Source organism: Paraniabella aurantiaca (assembly GCF_050309965.1).
GTDB lineage: Bacteria > Bacteroidota > Bacteroidia > Chitinophagales > Chitinophagaceae > Niabella.
Map to the genome: position 1 here is coordinate 507,789 of NZ_JBLOSY010000001.1, position 20,816 is coordinate 528,604.

The 20,816-nt window shown below is 42.4% G+C and carries 18 protein-coding genes; 12 read left to right on the forward strand and 6 right to left on the reverse strand.

The features are described 5' to 3' along the window. Window positions 1-13 precede the first annotated feature (13 nt). Both ACLOAU_RS02215 and ACLOAU_RS02220 read right to left on the reverse strand, forming a co-directional pair. Window positions 14-1,978, reverse strand: a complete 1,965-nt coding sequence (locus ACLOAU_RS02215; RefSeq protein ID WP_427860189.1) for a DUF4365 domain-containing protein — start codon at window positions 1,976-1,978, stop codon at window positions 14-16. A 22-nt stretch (window positions 1,979-2,000) separates the two neighbouring features. Continuing rightward, a complete protein-coding gene (locus ACLOAU_RS02220) occupies window positions 2,001-3,182 on the reverse strand; it encodes a HEPN/Toprim-associated domain-containing protein (RefSeq protein WP_427860190.1) in 1,182 nt (393 codons plus the stop codon). 245 nt (window positions 3,183-3,427) lie between these two features. On the opposite strand from ACLOAU_RS02220, the gene ACLOAU_RS02225 reads away from it, so the two are divergent. From ACLOAU_RS02225 to mobC, 8 genes are all read left to right on the forward strand, one after another. Next, window positions 3,428-3,754, forward strand: a complete 327-nt coding sequence (locus tag ACLOAU_RS02225) for a helix-turn-helix domain-containing protein (protein ID WP_427860191.1) — start codon at window positions 3,428-3,430, stop codon at window positions 3,752-3,754. A gap of 5 nt (window positions 3,755-3,759) precedes the next feature. Continuing rightward, entirely contained in the window at window positions 3,760-4,050 is a 291-nt protein-coding gene (locus ACLOAU_RS02230) for a hypothetical protein (RefSeq protein WP_427860192.1), read from the forward strand. After that, complete coding sequence (locus ACLOAU_RS02235) at window positions 4,043-5,029, forward strand: AAA family ATPase (protein WP_427860193.1); 987 nt, start codon at window positions 4,043-4,045, stop codon at window positions 5,027-5,029. Before ACLOAU_RS02230 ends, ACLOAU_RS02235 begins: the two co-directional genes overlap by 8 nt. A gap of 180 nt (window positions 5,030-5,209) precedes the next feature. Then, window positions 5,210-5,992, forward strand: a complete 783-nt coding sequence (locus tag ACLOAU_RS02240) for a hypothetical protein (RefSeq protein ID WP_427860195.1) — start codon at window positions 5,210-5,212, stop codon at window positions 5,990-5,992. Window positions 5,993-6,061: 69 nt separating this feature from the next. After that, window positions 6,062-6,823 carry a hypothetical protein gene (locus tag ACLOAU_RS02245; RefSeq protein ID WP_427860197.1) on the forward strand — a complete coding sequence of 254 codons (762 nt, stop codon included), beginning with the start codon at window positions 6,062-6,064 and terminating at the stop codon, window positions 6,821-6,823. Window positions 6,824-7,087: 264 nt separating this feature from the next. Beyond that, a complete protein-coding gene (locus tag ACLOAU_RS02250; protein WP_427860198.1) occupies window positions 7,088-7,489 on the forward strand; it encodes a plasmid mobilization protein in 402 nt (133 codons plus the stop codon). Further along, on the forward strand, window positions 7,483-8,928 hold the full coding sequence (locus tag ACLOAU_RS02255; RefSeq protein ID WP_427860199.1) for a relaxase/mobilization nuclease domain-containing protein: 1,446 nt from the start codon (window positions 7,483-7,485) through the stop codon (window positions 8,926-8,928). Before ACLOAU_RS02250 ends, ACLOAU_RS02255 begins: the two co-directional genes overlap by 7 nt. A gap of 88 nt (window positions 8,929-9,016) precedes the next feature. Then, entirely contained in the window at window positions 9,017-11,026 is a 2,010-nt protein-coding gene (gene mobC, locus ACLOAU_RS02260) for a conjugal transfer protein MobC (RefSeq protein ID WP_427860200.1), read from the forward strand. Between the two features lie 22 nt (window positions 11,027-11,048). Here the strand turns inward: mobC and ACLOAU_RS02265 are convergent, their stop codons facing one another. The 4 genes from ACLOAU_RS02265 to ACLOAU_RS02280 are packed head-to-tail and all read right to left on the reverse strand — an operon-like array spanning window position 11,049 to window position 13,587. Further along, window positions 11,049-11,693, reverse strand: coding sequence for a response regulator (locus ACLOAU_RS02265; protein WP_427860201.1), 645 nt, complete (start codon window positions 11,691-11,693; stop codon window positions 11,049-11,051). Then, the gene (locus ACLOAU_RS02270) at window positions 11,659-12,483 is read right to left on the reverse strand and encodes a sensor histidine kinase (protein WP_427860202.1); all 825 of its coding nucleotides are present in this window, start codon (window positions 12,481-12,483) and stop codon (window positions 11,659-11,661) included. Before ACLOAU_RS02270 ends, ACLOAU_RS02265 begins: the two co-directional genes overlap by 35 nt. Beyond that, complete coding sequence (locus tag ACLOAU_RS02275) at window positions 12,476-13,126, reverse strand: hypothetical protein (protein WP_427860203.1); 651 nt, start codon at window positions 13,124-13,126, stop codon at window positions 12,476-12,478. The genes ACLOAU_RS02270 and ACLOAU_RS02275 overlap by 8 nt, the downstream gene beginning before the upstream one ends. 8 nt (window positions 13,127-13,134) lie before the next feature. After that, window positions 13,135-13,587 carry a hypothetical protein gene (locus tag ACLOAU_RS02280; RefSeq protein WP_427860204.1) on the reverse strand — a complete coding sequence of 151 codons (453 nt, stop codon included), beginning with the start codon at window positions 13,585-13,587 and terminating at the stop codon, window positions 13,135-13,137. 342 nt (window positions 13,588-13,929) lie between these two features. On the opposite strand from ACLOAU_RS02280, the gene ACLOAU_RS02285 reads away from it, so the two are divergent. The 4 genes from ACLOAU_RS02285 (at window position 13,930) to ACLOAU_RS02300 (ending at window position 20,687) form a co-directional block, all read left to right on the forward strand. Beyond that, complete coding sequence (locus ACLOAU_RS02285; RefSeq protein ID WP_427860205.1) at window positions 13,930-14,772, forward strand: RteC domain-containing protein; 843 nt, start codon at window positions 13,930-13,932, stop codon at window positions 14,770-14,772. Between the two features lie 944 nt (window positions 14,773-15,716). Further along, window positions 15,717-16,568, forward strand: a complete 852-nt coding sequence (locus ACLOAU_RS02290; protein ID WP_427860206.1) for a M43 family zinc metalloprotease — start codon at window positions 15,717-15,719, stop codon at window positions 16,566-16,568. An 88-nt stretch (window positions 16,569-16,656) separates the two neighbouring features. Beyond that, complete coding sequence (locus tag ACLOAU_RS02295) at window positions 16,657-16,929, forward strand: hypothetical protein (protein ID WP_427860207.1); 273 nt, start codon at window positions 16,657-16,659, stop codon at window positions 16,927-16,929. A 59-nt stretch (window positions 16,930-16,988) separates the two neighbouring features. Next, a complete protein-coding gene (locus ACLOAU_RS02300) occupies window positions 16,989-20,687 on the forward strand; it encodes an NACHT domain-containing protein (RefSeq protein ID WP_427860208.1) in 3,699 nt (1,232 codons plus the stop codon). Window positions 20,688-20,816: the final 129 nt, after the last annotated feature.

The following is a 20,816-nucleotide window of genomic DNA, read 5'->3' on the forward strand; positions in this document are numbered from 1 at the left end:
GTAACCGGTTTTGTCACATACCCCATTGTTGAAGTAAATATTCAACATCTTGACTTTCGACACTTTGGATATTAGTGTCTTTAGTTCTAAGTACAAATCGAACCGGCTCGAGATAGCCGGTTTCATTTAACTGTAATAACTCTATGTTTGAATTTGTACAGCGTTTTGCAAAAATTCTATAGGCCTTGAGTTCCGCCAGAACGTTGACAAGACATGATGGGGCTAATTGCATTGCATTTTGAAGACGTTTGGCAAACCATTCCAACTGTTCGTCTGTAAAATTCGCAAGCGATTTATAGTCTTCAGCATGATTGTCGGACTCTGCACTGTTTTTTACTTTCTCCAACAAATTTTCTATTACCATTTTGTAAGGCGGAAAGCCAAACTCTTGCTCCATTTTTTCTTTTATTTCAAGACCTTTTGACTCTTCAAATGAGTCCTCGTATCGATAATACTTCCTCGATACCTTTATCAACTCTAGAGCATCACAGAGTGAAGTATATGCCTCTCTGTAGTGATTAAGTAAAACAAATCTATCGTGAGCATCTAAGGCGAGTGAGATACGATTGTGAATTAAGCTTCGGTGGCTATCTTCGGACTTGGTGATATTCAATGCTATATTTTCTAACTCCTTCGATAAAAAATTTCGACTTAGCAAGGCCCTTAAGTAGGCTCCGCCCAACTTCGATTTCTCTTTTTCAACCTCTTCGTTTAATTTCGAGATTATCGCTAAAAAATTACTGCTTCTATTGATAGCTCTTTGCACGTATTCAATTCTATCTTCTTTTGGGGCCGTAACGCCAAGCGTTTCTTGGAGCTTGAAATTGGTGATTTCGTTGTAGCTTATTCTATCAACGAATATGCCGTAGTTCTCCGCATTCCATATCTTGAGCATCACCTTCACAGAACCTTTGATAGACTCACTTTTGTCAATCCGCTCAAAAACCGAGTTGATTCGTTCTAATAGATCTGATGACGCGTCGTCATTAATCTTTAATTCGGCCAACTCCGAAAAAATAAGATTTATTTCGACAGTAATTGCATTTTGCTCGCTGGTATCCCTTAAAACAACAAGCTTTGCACTATCAGAAAATTCCGCCCACGTGATTTTACCCAATCCGAGATCGATCTTTAATGCGACATATTCCATTGTCAAACTATCGGAAAGCAAATCTGCTCCTGATTTGGTAAATCTTTTATTGTAAAGCGACGCCTCTGCGTACATGCCAACTTCGCAATAGGTGATAGCGGCAATTTTTAACAGTTCGGGATCGGCACAAATTTCCTTGTGCGAAACTTGAGAAATTAAATCATAGACGATTGTAAGATCGTAACTGTTTAACAGAAGTAGACCGTACTCCCGCAACATCTTTTTGATGTCTTCTAAGTTGTTCCAGTCGTATTTGACTTCACCTGTTATGTTGGTAGTAGGTAGGCCATACTTGTCGCCATGAGAGGCAAGTAGCACCGAGCCACGGAGAAACCGGTTTGAAAATGTTCTGTGGAGTTCTGAAATACCATGGGTATCTAAAATGCTTGATATTGGTATCCTAATGTTTACGCTATCATTTTGCATCCAGTCTGTCGAATCCCTTTCTTCCATGAGACGATTATAAATATTGTCTACGTAATCAAAATATATCACGTCGCTGACCATCGAGTATAGAGCAATTGCCCCTGCTCCCAAGGGCCTTCTCATTAAATAACCGAGGCGGGAAGTTTCAAAAGAATAAGAAACATACTCGTTGTTTGCAACTAACGTAAGTTTTTCAACACTTTTTAGCTGAAGGCCAAACCTCCAGTTCGATGCATTAGTGCCATCCGTGATCAGTTCAATGTCATAGTCACAGCCTTTGTCAGGAATATCTTTTCGACATATGAAGCCTGAAGATTGATTGAGTGCTGCTTCAAGAGCAAGCTCTGATCTATTGCTATTGATTGAATACCTATCTATCTGTGGTGTATCTGCAAAAGCCATATTGTCGTTTTACAATAACGTATTATTTATCAAATGCTCTAAAAATATGCTCTAGGAGTTTTTTCATTTCAGGCATTTCCCAATATTCTTGACGTTTCATTCTTTTAGTGAAAATCTTTTGAACTTCTCCTTTGTTTTCGAGAACTCCCTGGTATGTTCCGTGTGAGTTATCAAAACTGATCAATTTTATCTTTGACAAGTAGCCATTCTTAGAAAGTATTTCTTTCCCTAAATAAAGTTCTATACTGCATGCCAGTCCGTTAACATTCATCTGTTTGCTTCCTTCGGGACCTATTGTTGGGTATTTTTTTGCAAGGTTTATGTCTGGCATTTTTAGAGCTTTAATGTTATTTGGCAGCTTGGCGGGTATTTTTTTCATTTCTGCAATACCTGCTGTGTCGTTATCAAAAAGCGCAATTATTGGATGCTTGACATTAGATGCAGCAAAGACCTTTAACGTTTTCACGAGGATTGATGCTCCCCCTTCAACTCTATAGCCCTCGAAATCCATAAAATGATAATAAGGAAAAAGATGCGGATAAAGAAGTTGCAAAGATTTTTTGATAAATATAGCGTCGGTTTTGCCCTCTGTTAGAATTATTATTTTTTCTGATGTGATATTATCAGCGACTTTGGGCTTGACCCACCCTCCGTCAATCACGTCGGAAAGGTCATACTCGACAATGGCATCGTCATTGACGCAGCTTAATATAGAATATAGTGCAGCAGGAATAGATTGCCCTGCTACATAAAGTCCATCTGTTATCAGAGCAGTCTGCAGGCTATTTCTGTCGCCGGTGTAGTCAATTGCCTTATTGTTAATTATCGATTTAAGTTCTAAGTAGTAATCTTTAAACGAAACCTTTGAAATGGAAAAGTCATACTCCTGATTATAATACTGGTTTTCTCCCGCTATCTTCCTAGCATCCATGAAGTTTGTCCTAGCGGCCCTTATGTTCATCCCAAATATCGCCAATCGACTTTTACAAACACCAACCGTTTGCCTAAATCCTTTAAAAATGAAAGTGCCCCTGCTATTAACATAGCTGTCTCCCCAGGTCAATCTATTTTTTGTTTTATACTTACGCCTCTCTGAAATATAATCCTCCGGTTGAAACAGATGGTTTACAATCTGAAGATTGTAAGAGTTTTTAATGGGAAACGTGGGATAGCCGCTAATATATAACTCGGAATATGACCCCATAATCAATTTTACTCATCAAAATAGTGATTTTTTTGATACCAGATAAATAGTGACATCGGGCATTCAAGTTATAGTTTAATTTAATAATCATTGAATAACTAATCGGCTTGTATGACAACTGCCGTTTAACGTTATAAGCAGACCGCTAACGAGTTCTACGATGTCGTGGAATTGTCACACTACCAGTGCCCAGGTTGAGTGTTACCGGCGCCACGCGAAGCCAGTTTTGCTGAAAACATTTCTATATGTCTTCAGCAGTTTATCACCAGGGCCGGGAAGGTAATGAGCTTCTTTCTACCAGGCTCATTACACTCGGGGATCTTTACGATTTCCGTCAGCAGCTTCTCTCTGACATCAGATTACTTCTCAAAGAGTTTCACGGACAGCCGGTCAAACGTTGGCTTAAAAGTCATGAAGTTAAAAAGCTACTCAACATTTCGACTAGCACATTACAGATTCTCCGTAAGAAAAAAACACTTCCCTTCACTAAGATTGGTGGCGTGCTTTATTATGACTCCAGCGAAATCACCCGATTGCTGGCTTCGCAGCCACATACCTCTAAAAATTCTTAAAAACTATGGGAACGAACAAAAGCGCAAGAGGCAAAGCTTCCGGTTGTACTCCGACACTTAACGAAGTCGTTATCTTCTTCGATCAGAAGGGACTGGTTAGAAAAGCAGCGGAAGCATTTTTTGCATCCCAGCAACGCGGTAAATGGAAAACGGAGAAAGGCCTGCCCATCCGTAGTTGGAAAACGGTCGCTAATAAATGGATATGGATGTATCAATTGGCTTCGCGCCCACAAACCATAGAGTTAAAGTTAAGGCTTCAGCTTCCTTCGGGCTATCAATTGAGGGGCAATGGGTAATACAAAAAAAATAACAGACGAAGTATCCTTTTACTTTAAGCCGACACTTAAATCATTTGCAAAGCTGGCAGAGGAAGCGAAGTTGCTGGAGGATATGAAGCTTGTGTTGGGACACTATATCCCTGAAGGAACACTTATACACTTCCCCTCACCGAGAGGCGTCGGTAAGACCTATTTCTGTATACAGCTTTGTATGGCTGTCGCTTCAGAGCTGCCTTCGTTCCTGGGGGAGCCCATTACCCTACACGGTAATACGCTTTACATTAACAATGAACTGTCTGAAAAAACAATACGCAGAAGATTACTAGAACTAAGAAATACCTGCCCCTTTTTGCCGGAGCAACGGTTTAAAGCCAGAGCATTTACTACGAAGAACAGTTTGACTGAAGATCTTCCTGCGCTACTTCAGATCGTCGAACGTATCAAGCCGGTGCTTATCGTTATCGATAACCTCAGGATGGCCTTTACCGATACTGATACCAATAATAATAAAGAGATCACCAGGATGATGTACACTTTACTCGCGTTGTGCGAAAGCTCAAAGACAGCTATTGTTATAACCGATCATTTTAGAAAACATACTTCATCACTCTTGAGCGATAGCGATCTGCAAACCGGCAGCGGCGTTAAAACTGATCTTTCAGATGGAGATTTCTTTTTAAGAAAAAGTGGACAGAGCAAACACCTTCGGTTATTGAAGCGGGGAAAGTCCCGCCACTTTGAAGAAGCTGATGATGCCAAGCTGCTGCGGTTAAACCCCGATACTATGTGGTTTGAAGTGGTGGAGGAGCATGTGAACGAAGCCGAGCATATAGGTCTGAAGACCATCCGGCAAAAAGATGAGCAGCAGGATATCGCAAGGCTGCTGCAGGAGCAGGGCAAGACATTCCGGGAGATTGCGGTAATACTCGGCAAAAGTAAATCAACGGTTCATCGCTGGTTGGATGCAGACAAAAGCAGCGATGAAAGCAAGCAGTAACACAGACATTCAAAGTTTGTCCCATAACGCTACAATGCTTAGAAATGGGACAAAAAATTTCTACAAGACATTAATAGTCAACAAAACGCTTAAAAAAAGCGGGACAAAATATTATGGGAAACGGGACAAAACGGGACAAAACGGGACAAACTTTTTTCAAACATTTTAAATCATAAAAAGATGAAAACACTAAAATTATTGCTGCTTCTTGTTGCATCGGTTGGAATAGCAAGCTGTTCCAAAAAAGACAAAATAAATGAAGCTACCACTCAACCTCAACCAATCGGGCATGCGATTGCCCGGGAAAACGTATCTCCCGATAATCATTTAAATCCTTATGATTTTGTAGGCAAAGAGCACAATCGGTTGCTAGCGATGGTAAGGCAGTATCTTGAAAATGGTGGCGAGAATACCGTAAGGGGACGTAATGTATTCCTAATGGGACACACCAATACACATACAAACATTGAGCAGCTGGATAAAGCCGTTTATCATGTTATTTCTGATACTGCCAGTCGTTACCTGGGTAACTTGTCAAGACTGCCCATTAACAACGACGCCAGAAATGCGATCGTTGGAATTTACAAGCAGATTAAAACTGTAAAAGACAACGGCGAATTTTCAACTTTCAAGGCCCAGCTCGTTAAGATGGAAGACGGCTTTCTCAAGGATGCTAATTTCTCGGAAAAGGAAAAGCAGCTGCTTTTGTCCGCCGCTTCCGTTGCCCGGCATTCTACTTATTACTGGTTGAATGATGAGGAGCTGAATATGTCTGCTGACGGCCGTACCGCATCCCGCGGCTTCTTCTGGAAGTTGATAAGGGCTGTAGGCGCAGCGATGACGGACATGACTTCCCTGGTAGAAACAATCGTTACAGATAACGACCTTCCGACAGCCATTACTGAAGCCGCCGCTACCAGCAGTTGGGCCTACGAAGCCTTCGATTATATGCCGGACTTCTGATAAAAACCACCCATTCGTCCCGTTTCCATAATTACCGTAAACATTTTATCACCATATAAACAAATCAACATGAAAGCAAAAATGCTCCTGGCAGTTGCCGTAATCGCAATGCTTAGCTGTCAGAAAAAACAAAGCACTCCAGTTCAGGACGAACAAAATTCATTGGTAAGTATGCCTAATAGCGCAGGAAGACTTACAAAAAATGATTACGACAGTACCGGTATTTACCACAACATGATGTTAGATTCGGCGCTGGTGTACGCGCTTAACAATCGTACTCGTAACAGCGAACCGGCGCACAAAATCATTATGCACGTCTATGCAAAACACTACCCGGTTGACGTGGCCCTAATACAAAAAGTGACACCTGGTTTATTGGTAAGCATTAATAAAACGGCCGCCAATCCGCTGGAAATGCTGGACCCCAAAGCGCCGGAATATCCCTTTTTTGTGCAGCTGTTCAAGATGATCAAACAGGCTGATCGCATCGGCTACGAACAATTTATAGCAGATATTGAGTCGTTAAAAGAGAAAGTATTCATTAATGAAGATCTTTCTGCACAGGCAAAAGAGCGAGTGTTGGGAACCCTTGCTGTAGCGGGCAGCTCTGCCTACCGATGGTTTAATTTACACACCATCAATACCCATCTGCATTTCTTTGTACCCTTTCTGTCTCCTACACAGGTGACTCAAGGCGGCATTGAAGCAGTATCTGCTGACGCCCGCGCTTACATGAAAGCAAAAAAAGACGGGCACTCCGAACACACGGCCAGGGTACTGTCGGCCATCGCCAGCGTGGAAAAGTTCTTCGAGAGTCTGTGGCCCTTCTAGCGCACGCTTTGAAAGGACTCCAATAAATTCAGCTGACCCAAAGTCGAATAACTATATCTTTTAATCATACTGACAGAATAGCCTGTTTACAGGCCTTATACCGGCGGCAAAGCGAAGCCCGGCGAAGCCGTTTACCTTCCTCTTGAAAGGAGCAAGATGTACGTTTGTGGCACAAACGGCTCTTGCCTTTGCTCCGAAGTCGCAAGAGGATTTTACAATAACGCTCGGAACTCGGTTATTCTGTCAGTTAAATCATATGGACTAATGAAAACGAGTAAGGACCAAGCCCCGGATAGCGACCGGAGAACCGAATGGTTAACGGTAAGGCTTACCAAAAATGAGCATCAAAAAATTGCCAGAAGACAGCAAAAAACGCTTAACCGATCCTTGAGTGATTATGCACGAACAGTATTATTGGGCGAAGCCATCAGGCAGGTTGTTGTAGACCCCTCAAGAGGTAAAACCATAGAGGAGCTGGTTGAAAACCGCAGGCAACTAATGATCATATCCAACAATTTTAACCAGGTGGTTAAACGCATACACAAGCTGTCAGATATTCCAAATAAAGATTTCTGGTTGAAGACCTGCACAGAACTTCAGAAAGATTTGCTGTCAAAAATTGATTGTATTCAGCAGGTGATCGATAAAATTTATGCAAAATGGTAGCCCGTATTGTCACCGGAAAATCGATAAAAGGGGCCGTTAATTATAACGAGGAGAAGGTAAGGAAGGGATTAGCTACACTTATCGGGGCACAGGGATATACGGCGTCGCCGGAGCATTTGACCTTTAAGGGGCGCCTGCTACGGCTGGAGCGGTTAGCCGCCGGCAATAGCCGCGCAAAAACAAATTGCGTTCATATCTCGCTGAATTTCGAGCCCGCCGAAAAGCTATCCGACGAAAAAATGACACAGATTGCTGAAAGGTATATGCAGGGAATCGGACTAGGCGCGCAGCCCTTCCTGGTATACCGACATACAGATGCAGGTCACCCACACATGCACATTGTGACCACCAATATTCAATCAGATGGTCAGCGCATTTCGCTTCATAATATCGGCAAGGAAAAGTCAGAGCCGATTAGAAAGGAGATAGAACAACGGTTTGGATTGGTCCCCTCGGAAGGGCGGGAAAAGGACAGCCCTTATTTAAAACCTGCTGACCTGGAAGCCGCATCATACGGCAAAAGCGGAACCAAGAAAGCGATTTCTAATATTGTAAGGACAGTAGTAAGAGAATATAATTTTACAACGCTAGCTGAGTTAAACGCGGTACTTCGAAGTTTTAACGTGGTTGCGGACAGGGGCGAGCCTGACAGTAAAATGTTTGCCGCAAAGGGACTTTGCTACTTTATTACTGATGCGAAAGGTAATAAGGTGGGTGTTCCCATTAAAGCCAGTGCTATCTACAGTAAACCAACGCTTCCCAGTCTTGAGGAAAAATTTGTAAAGAATGCCGAGCAGCGTTGGCGTTTTAAGACGCCGTTAAAGAACGCTATCGATAAAGCTGTTACAGAGGTAAAGGATGCGGACAAGCTGGTAGCTGCACTAAAGGCAGATAACATTGATGTAGTATTCAGGCGAAACCCGGAACGTATTTATGGCGTCACTTTTGTCGATCACCGCTCCATGTCCGTATTCAATGGTAGTGATCTGGGAAAAAATTACAGTGCTGCTCAGCTGCTGGCACGTCTCACAACAGATGATAAAGAGCTCCGTAGCGAAATCCAAAAAAATAAAGTCCTGTCTGAAAAAGCATTTGAAAAAATAGATTTTGATCTGGGAATCGCTGCTACTATCGGCCAGCTTTACAACCAAGGCCTTCGCTTGCTTCACGGAAACTCCGATGCAGAATCCTTCACTGTTGGCTCAAAAGAAAGTCCTGAATTTTCCTATGTAACAGTTCCACAGCATATAGAAAAATACTTCAGGCTTCATCTTACGGCCGGCCTGATTAATGGAATCAACGAATTAGCTAAGCTGACCCTGCCGGGAGCTTTTCTTGCGGCTCCCTTCCTTAATAGTATTAAAATCCTCCTGGAAGCCCAGCAACAGGATATTGCTTTTTATGTAAGCAAACGCCCTAAGCGCAAGCGGAAACGCTGAGCTTGCATCATCGGCGTTACAGTTGATGCCCGGTTTGATTCGCTGTTATACCGACCCTCTCAATTTTTTCACTTAAAAAAATTGAGCAATGACAGGCGAAAACGAACAAGGACTAAGATCGGTGATTGATTTCACCCGGTTATTGAGCATTGCGGTGCTCCTTATTCACTTTTATATTATTTGCTACCCGGCTTTTAACACCTGGGAACTGACGGCTTCGATCACCGACCGGCTGGTTGGAAATATCAGGCGGCTCCCTTTTTTTCAATCGGTGATGCTGGCTAAAAGCTCTTCTCTGGTCCTGCTGATCATATTCCTTTTTGGAGTTAAAGGCAAAAAAGATGGAACGGTCAACCTGAAGGCCGCGCTTGCCTATTGTGGTTGCGGACTGGCGCTCTATTTCCTGGCTAATCTGTTTCTTTTTGTTCCGGGCGGTACAAACCTGGTAGCAGCGGGTTACATGATTACCACCTCAATAGGCTATCTGATGATGATTTCAGGAGGGACTTATCTCTCTCGTTTGCTGAAAACCAAACTGCGTAAAGACATTTTCAATAAAGAAAATGAAACCTTTCCCCAGGAGGAGCGACTGCTGGAAGATCAATACTCACTGAACTTCCCGGCACGTTACCGTTATGGTGGAAAGCTTAGAAATAGCTGGATTAATGTCGCGCCCTTTAGAAGCTGCCTTGTGTTAGGCAGCCCTGGAGCAGGCAAAAGTTATTATGTCGTTCGTAGTGTCATTGAACAGCAAATCCGCAAAGGATTCTCTATGTTCCTCTACGATTTTAAATACGATGACCTGTCCCGGATCGCCTACAATTACCTTTTAAAATACCAAGGCTATTACAAGGTACCTCCTAAGTTTTATGTGATCAATTTCGATACGCCAATGCACCGCTGCAATCCGCTGGAGCCTCAAGCAATGAGAGATATAACAGATGCCACTGAAGCTTCGCGGACAATACTACTGGGACTAAATCGTGACTGGATCAAGAAACAAGGCGAATTTTTCGTGGAATCGCCTATCAACCTGCTAACGGCAGTCATCTGGTTTTTAAAAAAATACCAGGATGGCAAATACTGTACATTGCCTCATGCCATCGAGCTGATGCAGGCGGACTACCGGGACCTGTTTCCTATTTTAGCTACAGATGAGGATATTGAAGCATTGATCAATCCTTTCATCAGTGCCTTTAAGAACCGCGCAATGGAGCAGTTGGAAGGACAGGTAGCATCTGCTAAGATCGCACTGGCGCGCCTGTCTTCGCCTTCCATTTATTATGTCTTAACAGGCAATGACTTTTCGCTGAACATCAATGACCCTGCAGCGCCAAAGATCGTGTGTGCTGCCAATAACCCGGAGAAAGTGATGACCTATGGAGCGGTGCTTTCGCTTTATGTTTTCCGATTAATAAGAGTCATCCTAAAAAAAGGGCAGAATAAATGCAGTATTATTATAGATGAGCTGCCGAGTATTTTTCTAAATGGCCTGGATAATTTTATAGCAGTTTGCAGAAGCTATCTAATTTCCAATATACTGTGCGTTCAAACCTATCAGCAATTAGTAAAAGACTATGGAAAGGAGCAGGCGGATGTGCTTATGAACCTTTGCGGTAATATTATTGCCGGTCAAAGCTTTGGTGCTACGGCTAAAGAATTGTCTGAGCGTTTTGGTAAAATTGTACAGCAGCGTGACAGCATTAGTATCAACCGGCAGGACACCTCTGTAAGCAAATCAACCCAACTGGACAGCGCTATTCCCGCTTCCACTATTGCTACTTTATCACCTGGCGAATTTGTGGGTATCGTGGCCGATAATCCAGATCAACCTATTGAGCAAAAGATCTTTCACGCTCAGATTCAGAATGATCACCAGGCCTTAAAGTTGGAGTCGGAAAGATTTGTTGATATCCCCAACCCTAATAAGGTAACAGAGCAGGAGATTGCCGATCATTTCATCATCGTAAAAAATGATATCACCAACCTGGTAAGAACACTCGTTGCGGAAATAGAAGCCGACCCGGTCAAATCACGCCTGCTGCTTGAGGATAAAATGCAGGCTTCAGCGGGAGGGGGGACTAGAAGAAAAGGATGAACATAAATCTGCATAACGGTCGCTAACCTGTAATAATACCAATGTCATAAGCGTAGGCAGTCAGGCCATTCCTTGATTTGCGGTTCAGCTTTAAAAGCAATTTGTCCCGATACGAATGAACGGTGCGCTCGCTGCAAATCATTTTCTCTGCAATTTCTTTATAAGAAATGTCCTGGTGGCAATAACCGAGGAATTCGATTTCTCTTGCGGTAAGGCCTGCTACCTGTCTGCCTTGACTTGTAATAAAGAGTTTCGACAATTCTCGCGGTATATGGTAATCTCCTGCCATCAGGTTAGCCAAGGCTTCCAGGAACGTTTCTTTTTTCGAACTTTTGGGTAGAAAACCTCGCGCTCCCAGCCTTAACATACTTAAAACGCTATAGTCTACAGTATGCATCGTTAGTACAAGCACCGGCAGGTCGGGGTAATGCTGGCCAAGTAATTGCATGGTTTCGTATCCGTTTAATTCCGGCATGTTAATATCCAACAGTACGATACCCGGAAAAGAAGGCGTGCCCGAGAGCTCATCCAATAAGGCCATAAGCTCCCGGCCGTTGCTAACTTCGTAGGCCAGGTGAAAATCGGGGGTGTTATCCAGTACCAGTTTAATGCCCTCTCTGAAAAGATCATGATCATCCGCGATGGCGATGATTGTTTTTGTTTGCATTATAATCTGTTTTAAGTTTTATTGTTACCAGGGTACCGCCAAGCGAACTATTGCCGATGTCTAGTTGGGCGTGAAGTAAGCTGGCCCGCTGTTTCATGCTGCTAAGCCCCATTCCTTCGCGGTATGCCTGCGGAAGGCCTTTACCATCGTCGCTAACGGTCATTACCAGGGTGTTCATATCTCGCAGGTAGTCGATTGTAACTTCCAGCAAGCCGGCCGATGCATGATTGATCACATTTTTGATGGCTTCCTGGGCAATGCGGAACAGAAGAATGATGGCCGAACGGCTGATGGCCGGGAAAGCTTGCCGGTCGCAGTGATGGTATTTTACCTGTAACTTTTTAGTCAGCGACAAAAACTCAAGCTCTCGTCTCAGCGCTTCAATTAGTCCCAGACCCTCAACCTTCGTGCCGCTCATCAGATGGCTCAGGTTACGTAGCTCTTCTGTTGCGGCAATAACGCGTTGTACGGACCCATCCACGATACGTGTTCCACGCTCTGTCAGCTTTTCTGCTTCCAGAGATTGGAGTGCCAGCGCAACTCCTGCAAGTACCTGTCCGATATGATCATGTATTTCTCCGGATACTTTGGTCAGGACCTCTTCCTGCAGCTCGAGCTTCGTCTTCATTGTTTCCTGTTCAAATTGTTGTTGCACTTCCTGTAGCCTTAATTCATAATTGCGTGCTTTATGCCGGGTTAAAAACACAAGTAGTACGATGACTATTATAATCAGTACTACAAACAGAGACCCATACACAAAAAGTACTACAACCTGGCTGGCGTCACTCATAAATCGTTTTTTTAACAGGAAAACAAACAAATACAATACCGATTGAAAAATAGCTGATCACTCCGACCATCCAAAGCATGTAGTAGGCTGTAGTGATATTACTCGGGTTGGCATGGTTTAGTTCCAAAAACCGGATCAGGATATAAATAAAATAGGCGCCAACTTGTTGAAAGAGTAATATAACAGTTATCCAGAAATGCGGGTTATGCGCGGGAGCAGGACTATCAAAATTCTTTGCATACTCGGCAAGCACTATGAACCCCATGGTGCAGATACAAAGACCTCCAAAAAGCAAAAAGTTTGAATTGAAGGTATGGATAGGCTGAAGGTAAATGCTGTTGATGACGGACGCTGTAAGGCCGATAATACCAAGTGACAGCCCGATCCGCTTATTTTTAATGACAGGTGAAATACTTGTAAAGTACATTACTGTATTCAGGAATAACAGGGGCGCGAAAATATGGAAGACCGCCAGATTATTCCGATAGACCGCTGCCAGGTAGAAGGCAGATATTTCGCTGAGCAACGTTAAACCTACCCAAACCACGATCAGCCGAAGCGGCGTTGAACGGCCCCCGAGCCGCCACAAGCAACAGGTAAAGCTGAATACCAGCACCACCAGGATAATAATACGGAGCAACATGTTTTTGATTATTCGATGTGAGATTCCAGTGCGGCATCCATACACAACTGAGGACAAGGCGCTGCATTATCCATTACCTTGCCTCTTACCAATTGATACTTCCCTTGTCTATTGACCCCGACAAGTATCAATGTGTTAGGAAACTCGCCCGGCCCGGGTCTAACACCTCCATTGCCGGCATTGATCCAGTCCATCGTGTGACCCAGGAAAACCTTGAATTTGACGATCGATGTATCAGATAAATATTCTCTTATTGCTGCGGCGTCCAGCAACCAGGAACGGACTTCGTCATCCTTACCAGGATATCCGACAGCGCGGAGATAGCTATTGATCATTTGGTTGGCTTGCTCCTTCGGGATAAAGTTAACGTTGCTGTCCGGGATCGGGGCTCCGGATGATTTGCTACATGAAATTCCACAGGTGGCCATTAAGGGTAATAATAACATGAGTAGAGGTTTCATAAAAATGTATTTATTCATATAATACAGTTAAAATTACACGCTATGTAATCATCAGACAATCCGTCGAACGACTGAATTTTTGCTAAAATACTTGGCAAAGGATGTGTTCTTTCAGCCCTGTTTGTTTGTCCATGCGCTATTAACCGATAAAATTTTCAGTCAAATACACATTGACTTCGCTCTGCCCAGGTAATATTTTAGCGGTGTATGAGGACATCTACCAGCATTGGTAGATATAACAGAAATTAATTTCCATGGCCCGGTAACCCGCACAGCTGTAGCAAAATTTTCTATTTTGCAGCCACGACTTGCGTATTGGGCTTGGTATAAGGAGTTTTCTTTATGAAAGACAATACGATCTATCAACTTTTAGACCTTCGTGGTGAACTTGAAAGCAAACTCTCAGCCGTTGATCTTTCTGATAAGGTTATACAGCGGTCCAATGTTGCATTTTATACGGCCCAGGAGTATCTAGTCAGATTGAAGGAACTGCAACCTGCCAGCTTTGGCAGCGAAGCCGATGAGATTGAATATTACAAGACAATCAGCCCGCTGTTTCACGCGTACCTTATTTTCTTTCATCGTGTTTTCCAGTTGGAGGCCTCCGCATTTCCTTCTGAGCGCTTAAGGACCAAACAATATAAGAAAGAGCAAAAAGTAATTCGGCTCTATGTAGAGCAGAATCTGCAGGCTTACCGGTATTTTATAACCGGCGACGAATCTTTTGACCGGGAATTTTTCTTGTCTAACCCAACACCGCCTCCCACTAATATCGAAGAAACAGAACTACTCTCTGATCTTCAACATATCACTCCAATGACTTTAAAGTTTGCCCGCTTTATCGCCTACGAGAAGCTAAACGAATACCTAGATCGCCGCCTTCACCGCGCAGAGAGTAGCGGTGTGCTTCCCGATGGTATAACCGCTGAATGGACCGACAAGAAAATTTACTTGCACCAGCTAACCTACGCGCTGGTATATAGTAAAAGCATCAACCACGGAAATATTACGGTTAAGGCCTTGTCCAGAATTTTCGAGATTATTTTCAATACGGATTTAAGCAATGTACACCGGTCTCGCCAGGAAATGTACTCGCAAAAGGATGACGCTGCGTATCTGAACCTGTTGATCAGCCGGTACCATGCGGGGATGAGGGAAGCCGACGAGCGGCACAATAAGCGGTGATTTTTATTATATCGCGTATGCAAATCGATAACTAACATTGATAGCATTTTCCCAGAAACTCTATTGTTTTTGGAGTTATCTTGTTCTTCCCACATTTTATAGTGTTTGATGCTACAAAGTACAAAATGCTAGGTACGAAAGGAAAAAGAAGGGACGACCGCAAGGCCGTCCAACTAGGATCGTATTTACTTACCTGGTGTTCCAGTCCATTAAGGTGTTTCAGAGGCCTAGTCAACCAATCCGCTGTCTCCGATGTCGGGCGCTTACTTAGCTATTTGCTGTTCAGGGAGCTAATTTGCCCGGTTGTTGCCACTGCGGGAACTCGACTACTAGGCCCCCGGTCATTGTGGGGTTTGAAAGCGTACTGGATCGTATTTTTGCTGTTTGTTTGAAAGGAGTACCGGCCAGGGTTACAAACCACAGACCGGGGCAGGTAGGTGCCCGTAGGCAACGACGGAAAATCTTGCGGAGTAACAAATAGCAGGGAAGCGTTTGTAATCGGTACCGTATTTAGGTGATGGCCATTTTTTGCTTACTGGGAAAAGCATGATTGCAAGAGCTAGATTTATTTTTTATAACGCAGGAATACTGTAACAGTGTCCATGTTGTGGCATCGTTTGGTATCAGCATGTTGAAGTGGTCAACGAGCTGATTTTGCCCATGCATAGTAGCTTATTAAGAGTTGTATAATTAAGTATTTGTCTTTCTCGTCCTAAGCAATAAAAATGTCTCGTAATCAACACGAGACATTTCATTATAACAGTCGTTCTTAGGCGAAGGGGATAGTAGTGGAAATCCCACAGCTCCAACCATAGGTTGGGGCGAGGAATTAAAACGAATAGCCAGGCCCGAGGGGAACGGCTAGGGCAGATAGTATTTTAATAGCCCAGTATTGCAAATTTGACTAATTATTGCAATATTGTTTTCTAAACCAAACGCTTGCTATGAAAACGCTCATTAATATTGTGGCCTTTTTGGGTATGGTCAACTGTGCCTGGTCACAAGTTCTTCAGCCGGAACAGGTAGTCAGAGTACCAGCTATCTTTCATATCATTTATTCTGATAGGGCGCACAGCGGTTATCAGGGAGCGAACACCTCAGAGAACATTTCTGAAGACTTGATACTTGCCGAGCTGAAGAACTTGAGCCAGGATTTTATGTTGGCTAACGCTGATACGACTGAAGTGCTCGGCGTGTTTAAGGGGATTATAGGAAATCCGCGAATTGAGTTTTATCTCGCTGATACCTTGCTCCAAGCAGGTGGTAGAAAGGGAATTCTAAGATTGAAAACCTCCAATAATACAAGTCGTTTGTACAAACGAAGCAAAATCATCAACCACAAAAAATATCTGAATGTCTATATCGGGAATATTGGTGGAAGTTTTGCGCCTAGTGCCACTCCATGGGAGTTGGAAGATAGAGACGCCGTATATCTCGGCTTTGAATGGATTGGCAAAGGATACCGGTTGCTTACACATGAAGTCGGTCATTGGTTCGGCTTGTTACATCTTCACGGTAGTGGTGGTGGAAAGGGGGATCGATACAGTTGCTCTGACGGTGACGGAATTAGCGATACCCCACCTCAAAAAGAAGCAACGCAGACAAACGGTGATTGTGATGATTGTCCACCACCTTATGGTAAGGCGACGGATAAATCTTGCATACCTGGTCAGCCTTCCAATTATAATAATTTTATGGATTATTCAGGTTGCAGGAGAATGTTCACAGTAGAACAGGTTAAAAAGATTAGGAGTAACATTGTCAGTTACCGTCCTGCACTACTTTTGGTCGAATAATGTCGACTTTACACTATTAGTAGAAATCGTTATTTTTAAAGTTTAGCTCCTTATAGTAAAATATTAATCATCCAAACAAACCAAAACAATGAAAAAGAAACTTTTAAAATATATCGTTATTGCTGGTAACGTGGTTATCCTAATCCTTGCATCTCGCTGGATTAGTAGAGAAAATCTTTACGAACCATTAATTGTCATCGTAACTCAGTTGCTTTCACTAATAAGCCTCATTACCGATTTCACCAGAAATGCAAATTTTAATAACCTAACTAGAGGCAAGTATGATATTACCCATACCGGCGCTGGTGACCTGAATGTGACAAATCAAGAAGATACAGAGATAAAATATGATCAAAAGTGAGAATACGTTTTAATAATGTTAGTGATTCCAATATAAATCTGTACCTCAAGGTTCAACGAGTGTTTTTTCGCGTAAACCAGCCCTGGCTAGATGCATTGCGTCGCATGTATTACGGTCCAGAAATGCGTGCGAAATTTATTCCTGAACTGCATCAGAACCATCAATTTGAACGTGAGAACCTTCAAGACATTGTGGCCTTCCGTGACTGGGTAAACAGAGGTCTTCGTTGTATTGAACAAGCGCGACAGGAATTACATAAATACAAAGAGGAATTTGAGTTGTTTAATGCGATTATTGCTTCGGATGGTTTAACTATTGTAAACCCTAACCATCCAGTTATTGCAAACGGGAAGTCACTTTCTGATGATCTGGATAGCATTTATCAGCAATTGGAACGTACCAGTAAAAAGCTTTCAGCTAATGGGTATGTCGTACTCGAACATATAGATGCCCTAAAACTCATAACCTTTGGCAAGGCAAAACCACTACCTAATAAATTTAGCTATAAGGACATCTTTGACAAGGGGCCTGTGTCTAATCATTTTATGCTCAATGAGTTTGTCAGTGCTTATGAGCGAGTGCAGTCCTCATTGAACAAGGCCAACTTATGGCTGAACGATTTTATTAAAAACAGGAATTATAAAATTATCGCGGGTATTGCTGGCACTGGTAAAACACATACCATAGGGTACCTGATTCAAGAAATTGACAAGCAGGGTGATTGTACAATATTCCTAAACGCTAGGTCTTTTGATGGGAACGAAGTAGATTTTGCTCAGCGTTTGCATAATCGTTTGTTTATTCCGGAAGGCTATTCCTTGCTGGATACTTTGAAACGGTTAAACAAATTTGCAAGTAAAAAAGGAAAGCGATTATTCATCATCTTCGATGCGCTGAATGAAACAACCACGTCAACACTAGGTTTTAGCACCATCTGGGAGAGGGAGTTGCAGAATTTTATTAACCTATTGGGGGAATTTCCATACCTGTATTTTATTTGCACGCTCAGGAGCTCTTACATTGAAGATATTTGGAATGTTCGGCCCGAAAGAATTGCTACATTGAATGGGGTAACTCAAAATGAGGAAACCCTTCAGATGTGCAATAGATACTTCGACTATTATAAAATTAAAGCCACAAACCTCGATACTGCCGACTTAACGTTATTTAAAATCCCCCTTTTGTTGGATTTGTTGTGTAAGATGACAAACGGAAATCGATCTGAACTTCAAACTATTACCCTTGATGGACGCACTTACTTGCAGATATTTGAAGGTTACGTCGAGCAACTAGTAAGAGATGTGCAAAGGCGACGAAACCTGATGGCGAACACATCCATAAATGAGGGATTGCACAATTGTTCAGGCAGGTTTATGCAGAGTATTGAAGCAACTCTACCATTAGGAGAATTTGTAAGGTCTTTTGATCAGGCCGGAGCTATGGTTGTTAAGCATGAATCTATTGCACAGCCAATGTTGGAAGGCAACCTGGTATTCATCAAGGAGAGAAGCGCCCCGAGACAGGAAATTGTAAAACATACACAACAGTTAATTGGGGGATACTTGCTAGCTACTTATCTGATAGAGGCCTACCCAAATGCTGCACAGTTGATTGTTTCACAAGAGTTCACAGAAATGATTAATGGCAACGATCCGGCTTTACGGCATCAGTTGCGACTGGATATAATGAAATTCCTTGTTATTTACCGGCCCGAAATAATTACAGCCATTACGGAGAAGACAGCGTATCAAGAAGGATGGTGGTATTTGTATAATGGCTACAATGGAAACCAGCCACAGGTGCCAGAACAGCTGTTAGCTAATCCTTTGAGTTTACAAATTTGGCCATATGTAATGCAGATAAGCATAAATCGATGGCTTGTTCCTGATCATCCTTATAATATTAAGTTCATAGTTCGCTTTCTGTCTCAGTTTAATGCTTGGGATTCGGATGCAAACTGGACATTTTATATCTATGAAAATGCTGAAACTTTTTTTGACCTAATTGAGGAATCATTAAATAGATTAAAAAACAGCGAAGTTCAAGAAGAACCCGAATCGGTTGTTGTAGTTTTGGTCACATTGCTGACGGCAACTACAATAAGGGAATTACGTGACCTGGCAACGGCCTATCTGATTGAATATGGTAAGAGGTTGCCACTTCAACTGCTGGAGGTGGCGCAATCCGTTGCTACCTTAAAGGATAGTTATGTCTACCAGAGAGCCATACATGCGCTTTATGGTGTTACCTTGATTAAGCAGCACGATCAGGTATTCGTTCAGGAGCATTTACCTGTAATTGCTGAAACGCTTTTCAAACTTCAGTTTAGAGCAGATGCCTCTCATGCCGTATATGATTACATAGTCATTGATTCAATTAAGCATTTACTGGATTTGGCGATGTATAAGGGTGTATGGAAAGCAACGGCAGAAGACTTGGAATATGTGAGCAGATATATCGTACGAAACCTACCCGGGTGGTCGGTACCGTCGCAAGATGTGAAGGGTAAGGTTGCAAAAAGTACAGAAATGGACCGTCCAGAACCTTTGGGAATGGATTTTGCCATTTACACTATACCGCGTTTGATACACAAAAATGGATATAAGGCAAGAACTGAAGCAATAGCCAATGTACTGCAAAGGGTATTTGAATTGGGCTTTAAGCTCAGGGATAATGTGCCAGTTTGGAATGAGGAGTTTAAGAATTTTTACTATGGCATTAGGATGTCCTTTGAAGGGAAGGTGGATAAACTAGGAAAGAAATACAACTGGAAGGCTTTCTATGATTACGCCGGGTATTTACTCCAACGTGGGGAACTTGATATTTATAGAACATTTGGTGATCCAGCAAGTGGATATGATCGTCTTGGTGACGTAGAAATCGACATTTCTATGCCTAATCTTCAGTATACTATAGCTGAACGGTTTTATTTCGATGAATTGATTCCTGCAGGTGAACGTGTCGAGGGCTGGCAAATGGAGCATAAAATTGAAACGATCGAACAGCACTTGATACGTGACTTTAATGGCATTTCATATGTTATGTTGAAAGGCACGGTTGGACAGCGTATTGGTCATGATTATAAAACCAGGTCGTTTATTATGACCGAAAGCTGTTTTATCCAAAAGATTGGTGATTTTGATAGATTGAAAAACCATGTATGTCCCCAAATATTTAATTGGGATGGCGATCTTCATTTATCACCTGAATATAACAGTGGTGTTTATTTTGGTGAATACTATTGGGCCGATAATCAGGTTGAGAATGAAATAGAGCATTATCAGGTAAAGACTGGTGAAAAGATTGTAAGGAAACGTATGGTACGTCCTAGTGATATTTTTCATGAAGATTCGATATTTACAAGAGAAGATTTAAACCAGGAACGTGAGTTTTCGTTTGATGAATTTATCAACTTTAATGGTGAGGCTACATTGATACAGTATTTGAATGAGTCTAATAGCAAGTCGTTCAAAGGCTTCAGTATGTATATTCCAACCGCCAAGATGGGCAAACATCTAGGATTGAATGCAGATCCTGCCAGTGGCCTAATATTGGATGAAAATCTTCAGCAGTGTTTGATTACTATCAATTATGAACAAAATCTGATCACGAATGAGGCCACCTATATCAGAGCTGATCTTTTAAAGGGATATATGGACACCTATGGCTATGCACTACTGCTACAGAATAAACAACACAGTTACGATATTGATTTAGAACATAATCGCATCATGAAATATGCTGTGGTTGAGTTATAAAAATGTTTATCCATCTGATCATAACCCTGACAAATACCTCATTTAAAACTCCTTGCTCAGGAAAAATCTTGCCCTGCACCATTTTGGCCTTTTGCACCCTACTATCCTTTGTTTTATAATCTACATCAG

Coding starts and splice junctions, on each gene's coding strand:
- ACLOAU_RS02215 (WP_427860189.1), bottom strand. CDS start 1,978: ATGGCTTTTGCAGATACACCACAGATAGATAGGTATTCAATCAATAGC.
- ACLOAU_RS02220 (WP_427860190.1), bottom strand. CDS start 3,182: ATGGGGTCATATTCCGAGTTATATATTAGCGGCTATCCCACGTTTCCC.
- ACLOAU_RS02225 (WP_427860191.1), top strand. CDS start 3,428: ATGTCTTCAGCAGTTTATCACCAGGGCCGGGAAGGTAATGAGCTTCTT.
- ACLOAU_RS02230 (WP_427860192.1), top strand. CDS start 3,760: ATGGGAACGAACAAAAGCGCAAGAGGCAAAGCTTCCGGTTGTACTCCG.
- ACLOAU_RS02235 (WP_427860193.1), top strand. CDS start 4,043: ATGGGTAATACAAAAAAAATAACAGACGAAGTATCCTTTTACTTTAAG.
- ACLOAU_RS02240 (WP_427860195.1), top strand. CDS start 5,210: ATGAAAACACTAAAATTATTGCTGCTTCTTGTTGCATCGGTTGGAATA.
- ACLOAU_RS02245 (WP_427860197.1), top strand. CDS start 6,062: ATGAAAGCAAAAATGCTCCTGGCAGTTGCCGTAATCGCAATGCTTAGC.
- ACLOAU_RS02250 (WP_427860198.1), top strand. CDS start 7,088: ATGAAAACGAGTAAGGACCAAGCCCCGGATAGCGACCGGAGAACCGAA.
- ACLOAU_RS02255 (WP_427860199.1), top strand. CDS start 7,483: ATGGTAGCCCGTATTGTCACCGGAAAATCGATAAAAGGGGCCGTTAAT.
- mobC (WP_427860200.1), top strand. CDS start 9,017: ATGACAGGCGAAAACGAACAAGGACTAAGATCGGTGATTGATTTCACC.
- ACLOAU_RS02265 (WP_427860201.1), bottom strand. CDS start 11,693: ATGCAAACAAAAACAATCATCGCCATCGCGGATGATCATGATCTTTTC.
- ACLOAU_RS02270 (WP_427860202.1), bottom strand. CDS start 12,483: ATGAGTGACGCCAGCCAGGTTGTAGTACTTTTTGTGTATGGGTCTCTG.
- ACLOAU_RS02275 (WP_427860203.1), bottom strand. CDS start 13,126: ATGTTGCTCCGTATTATTATCCTGGTGGTGCTGGTATTCAGCTTTACC.
- ACLOAU_RS02280 (WP_427860204.1), bottom strand. CDS start 13,587: ATGAAACCTCTACTCATGTTATTATTACCCTTAATGGCCACCTGTGGA.
- ACLOAU_RS02285 (WP_427860205.1), top strand. CDS start 13,930: ATGAAAGACAATACGATCTATCAACTTTTAGACCTTCGTGGTGAACTT.
- ACLOAU_RS02290 (WP_427860206.1), top strand. CDS start 15,717: ATGAAAACGCTCATTAATATTGTGGCCTTTTTGGGTATGGTCAACTGT.
- ACLOAU_RS02295 (WP_427860207.1), top strand. CDS start 16,657: ATGAAAAAGAAACTTTTAAAATATATCGTTATTGCTGGTAACGTGGTT.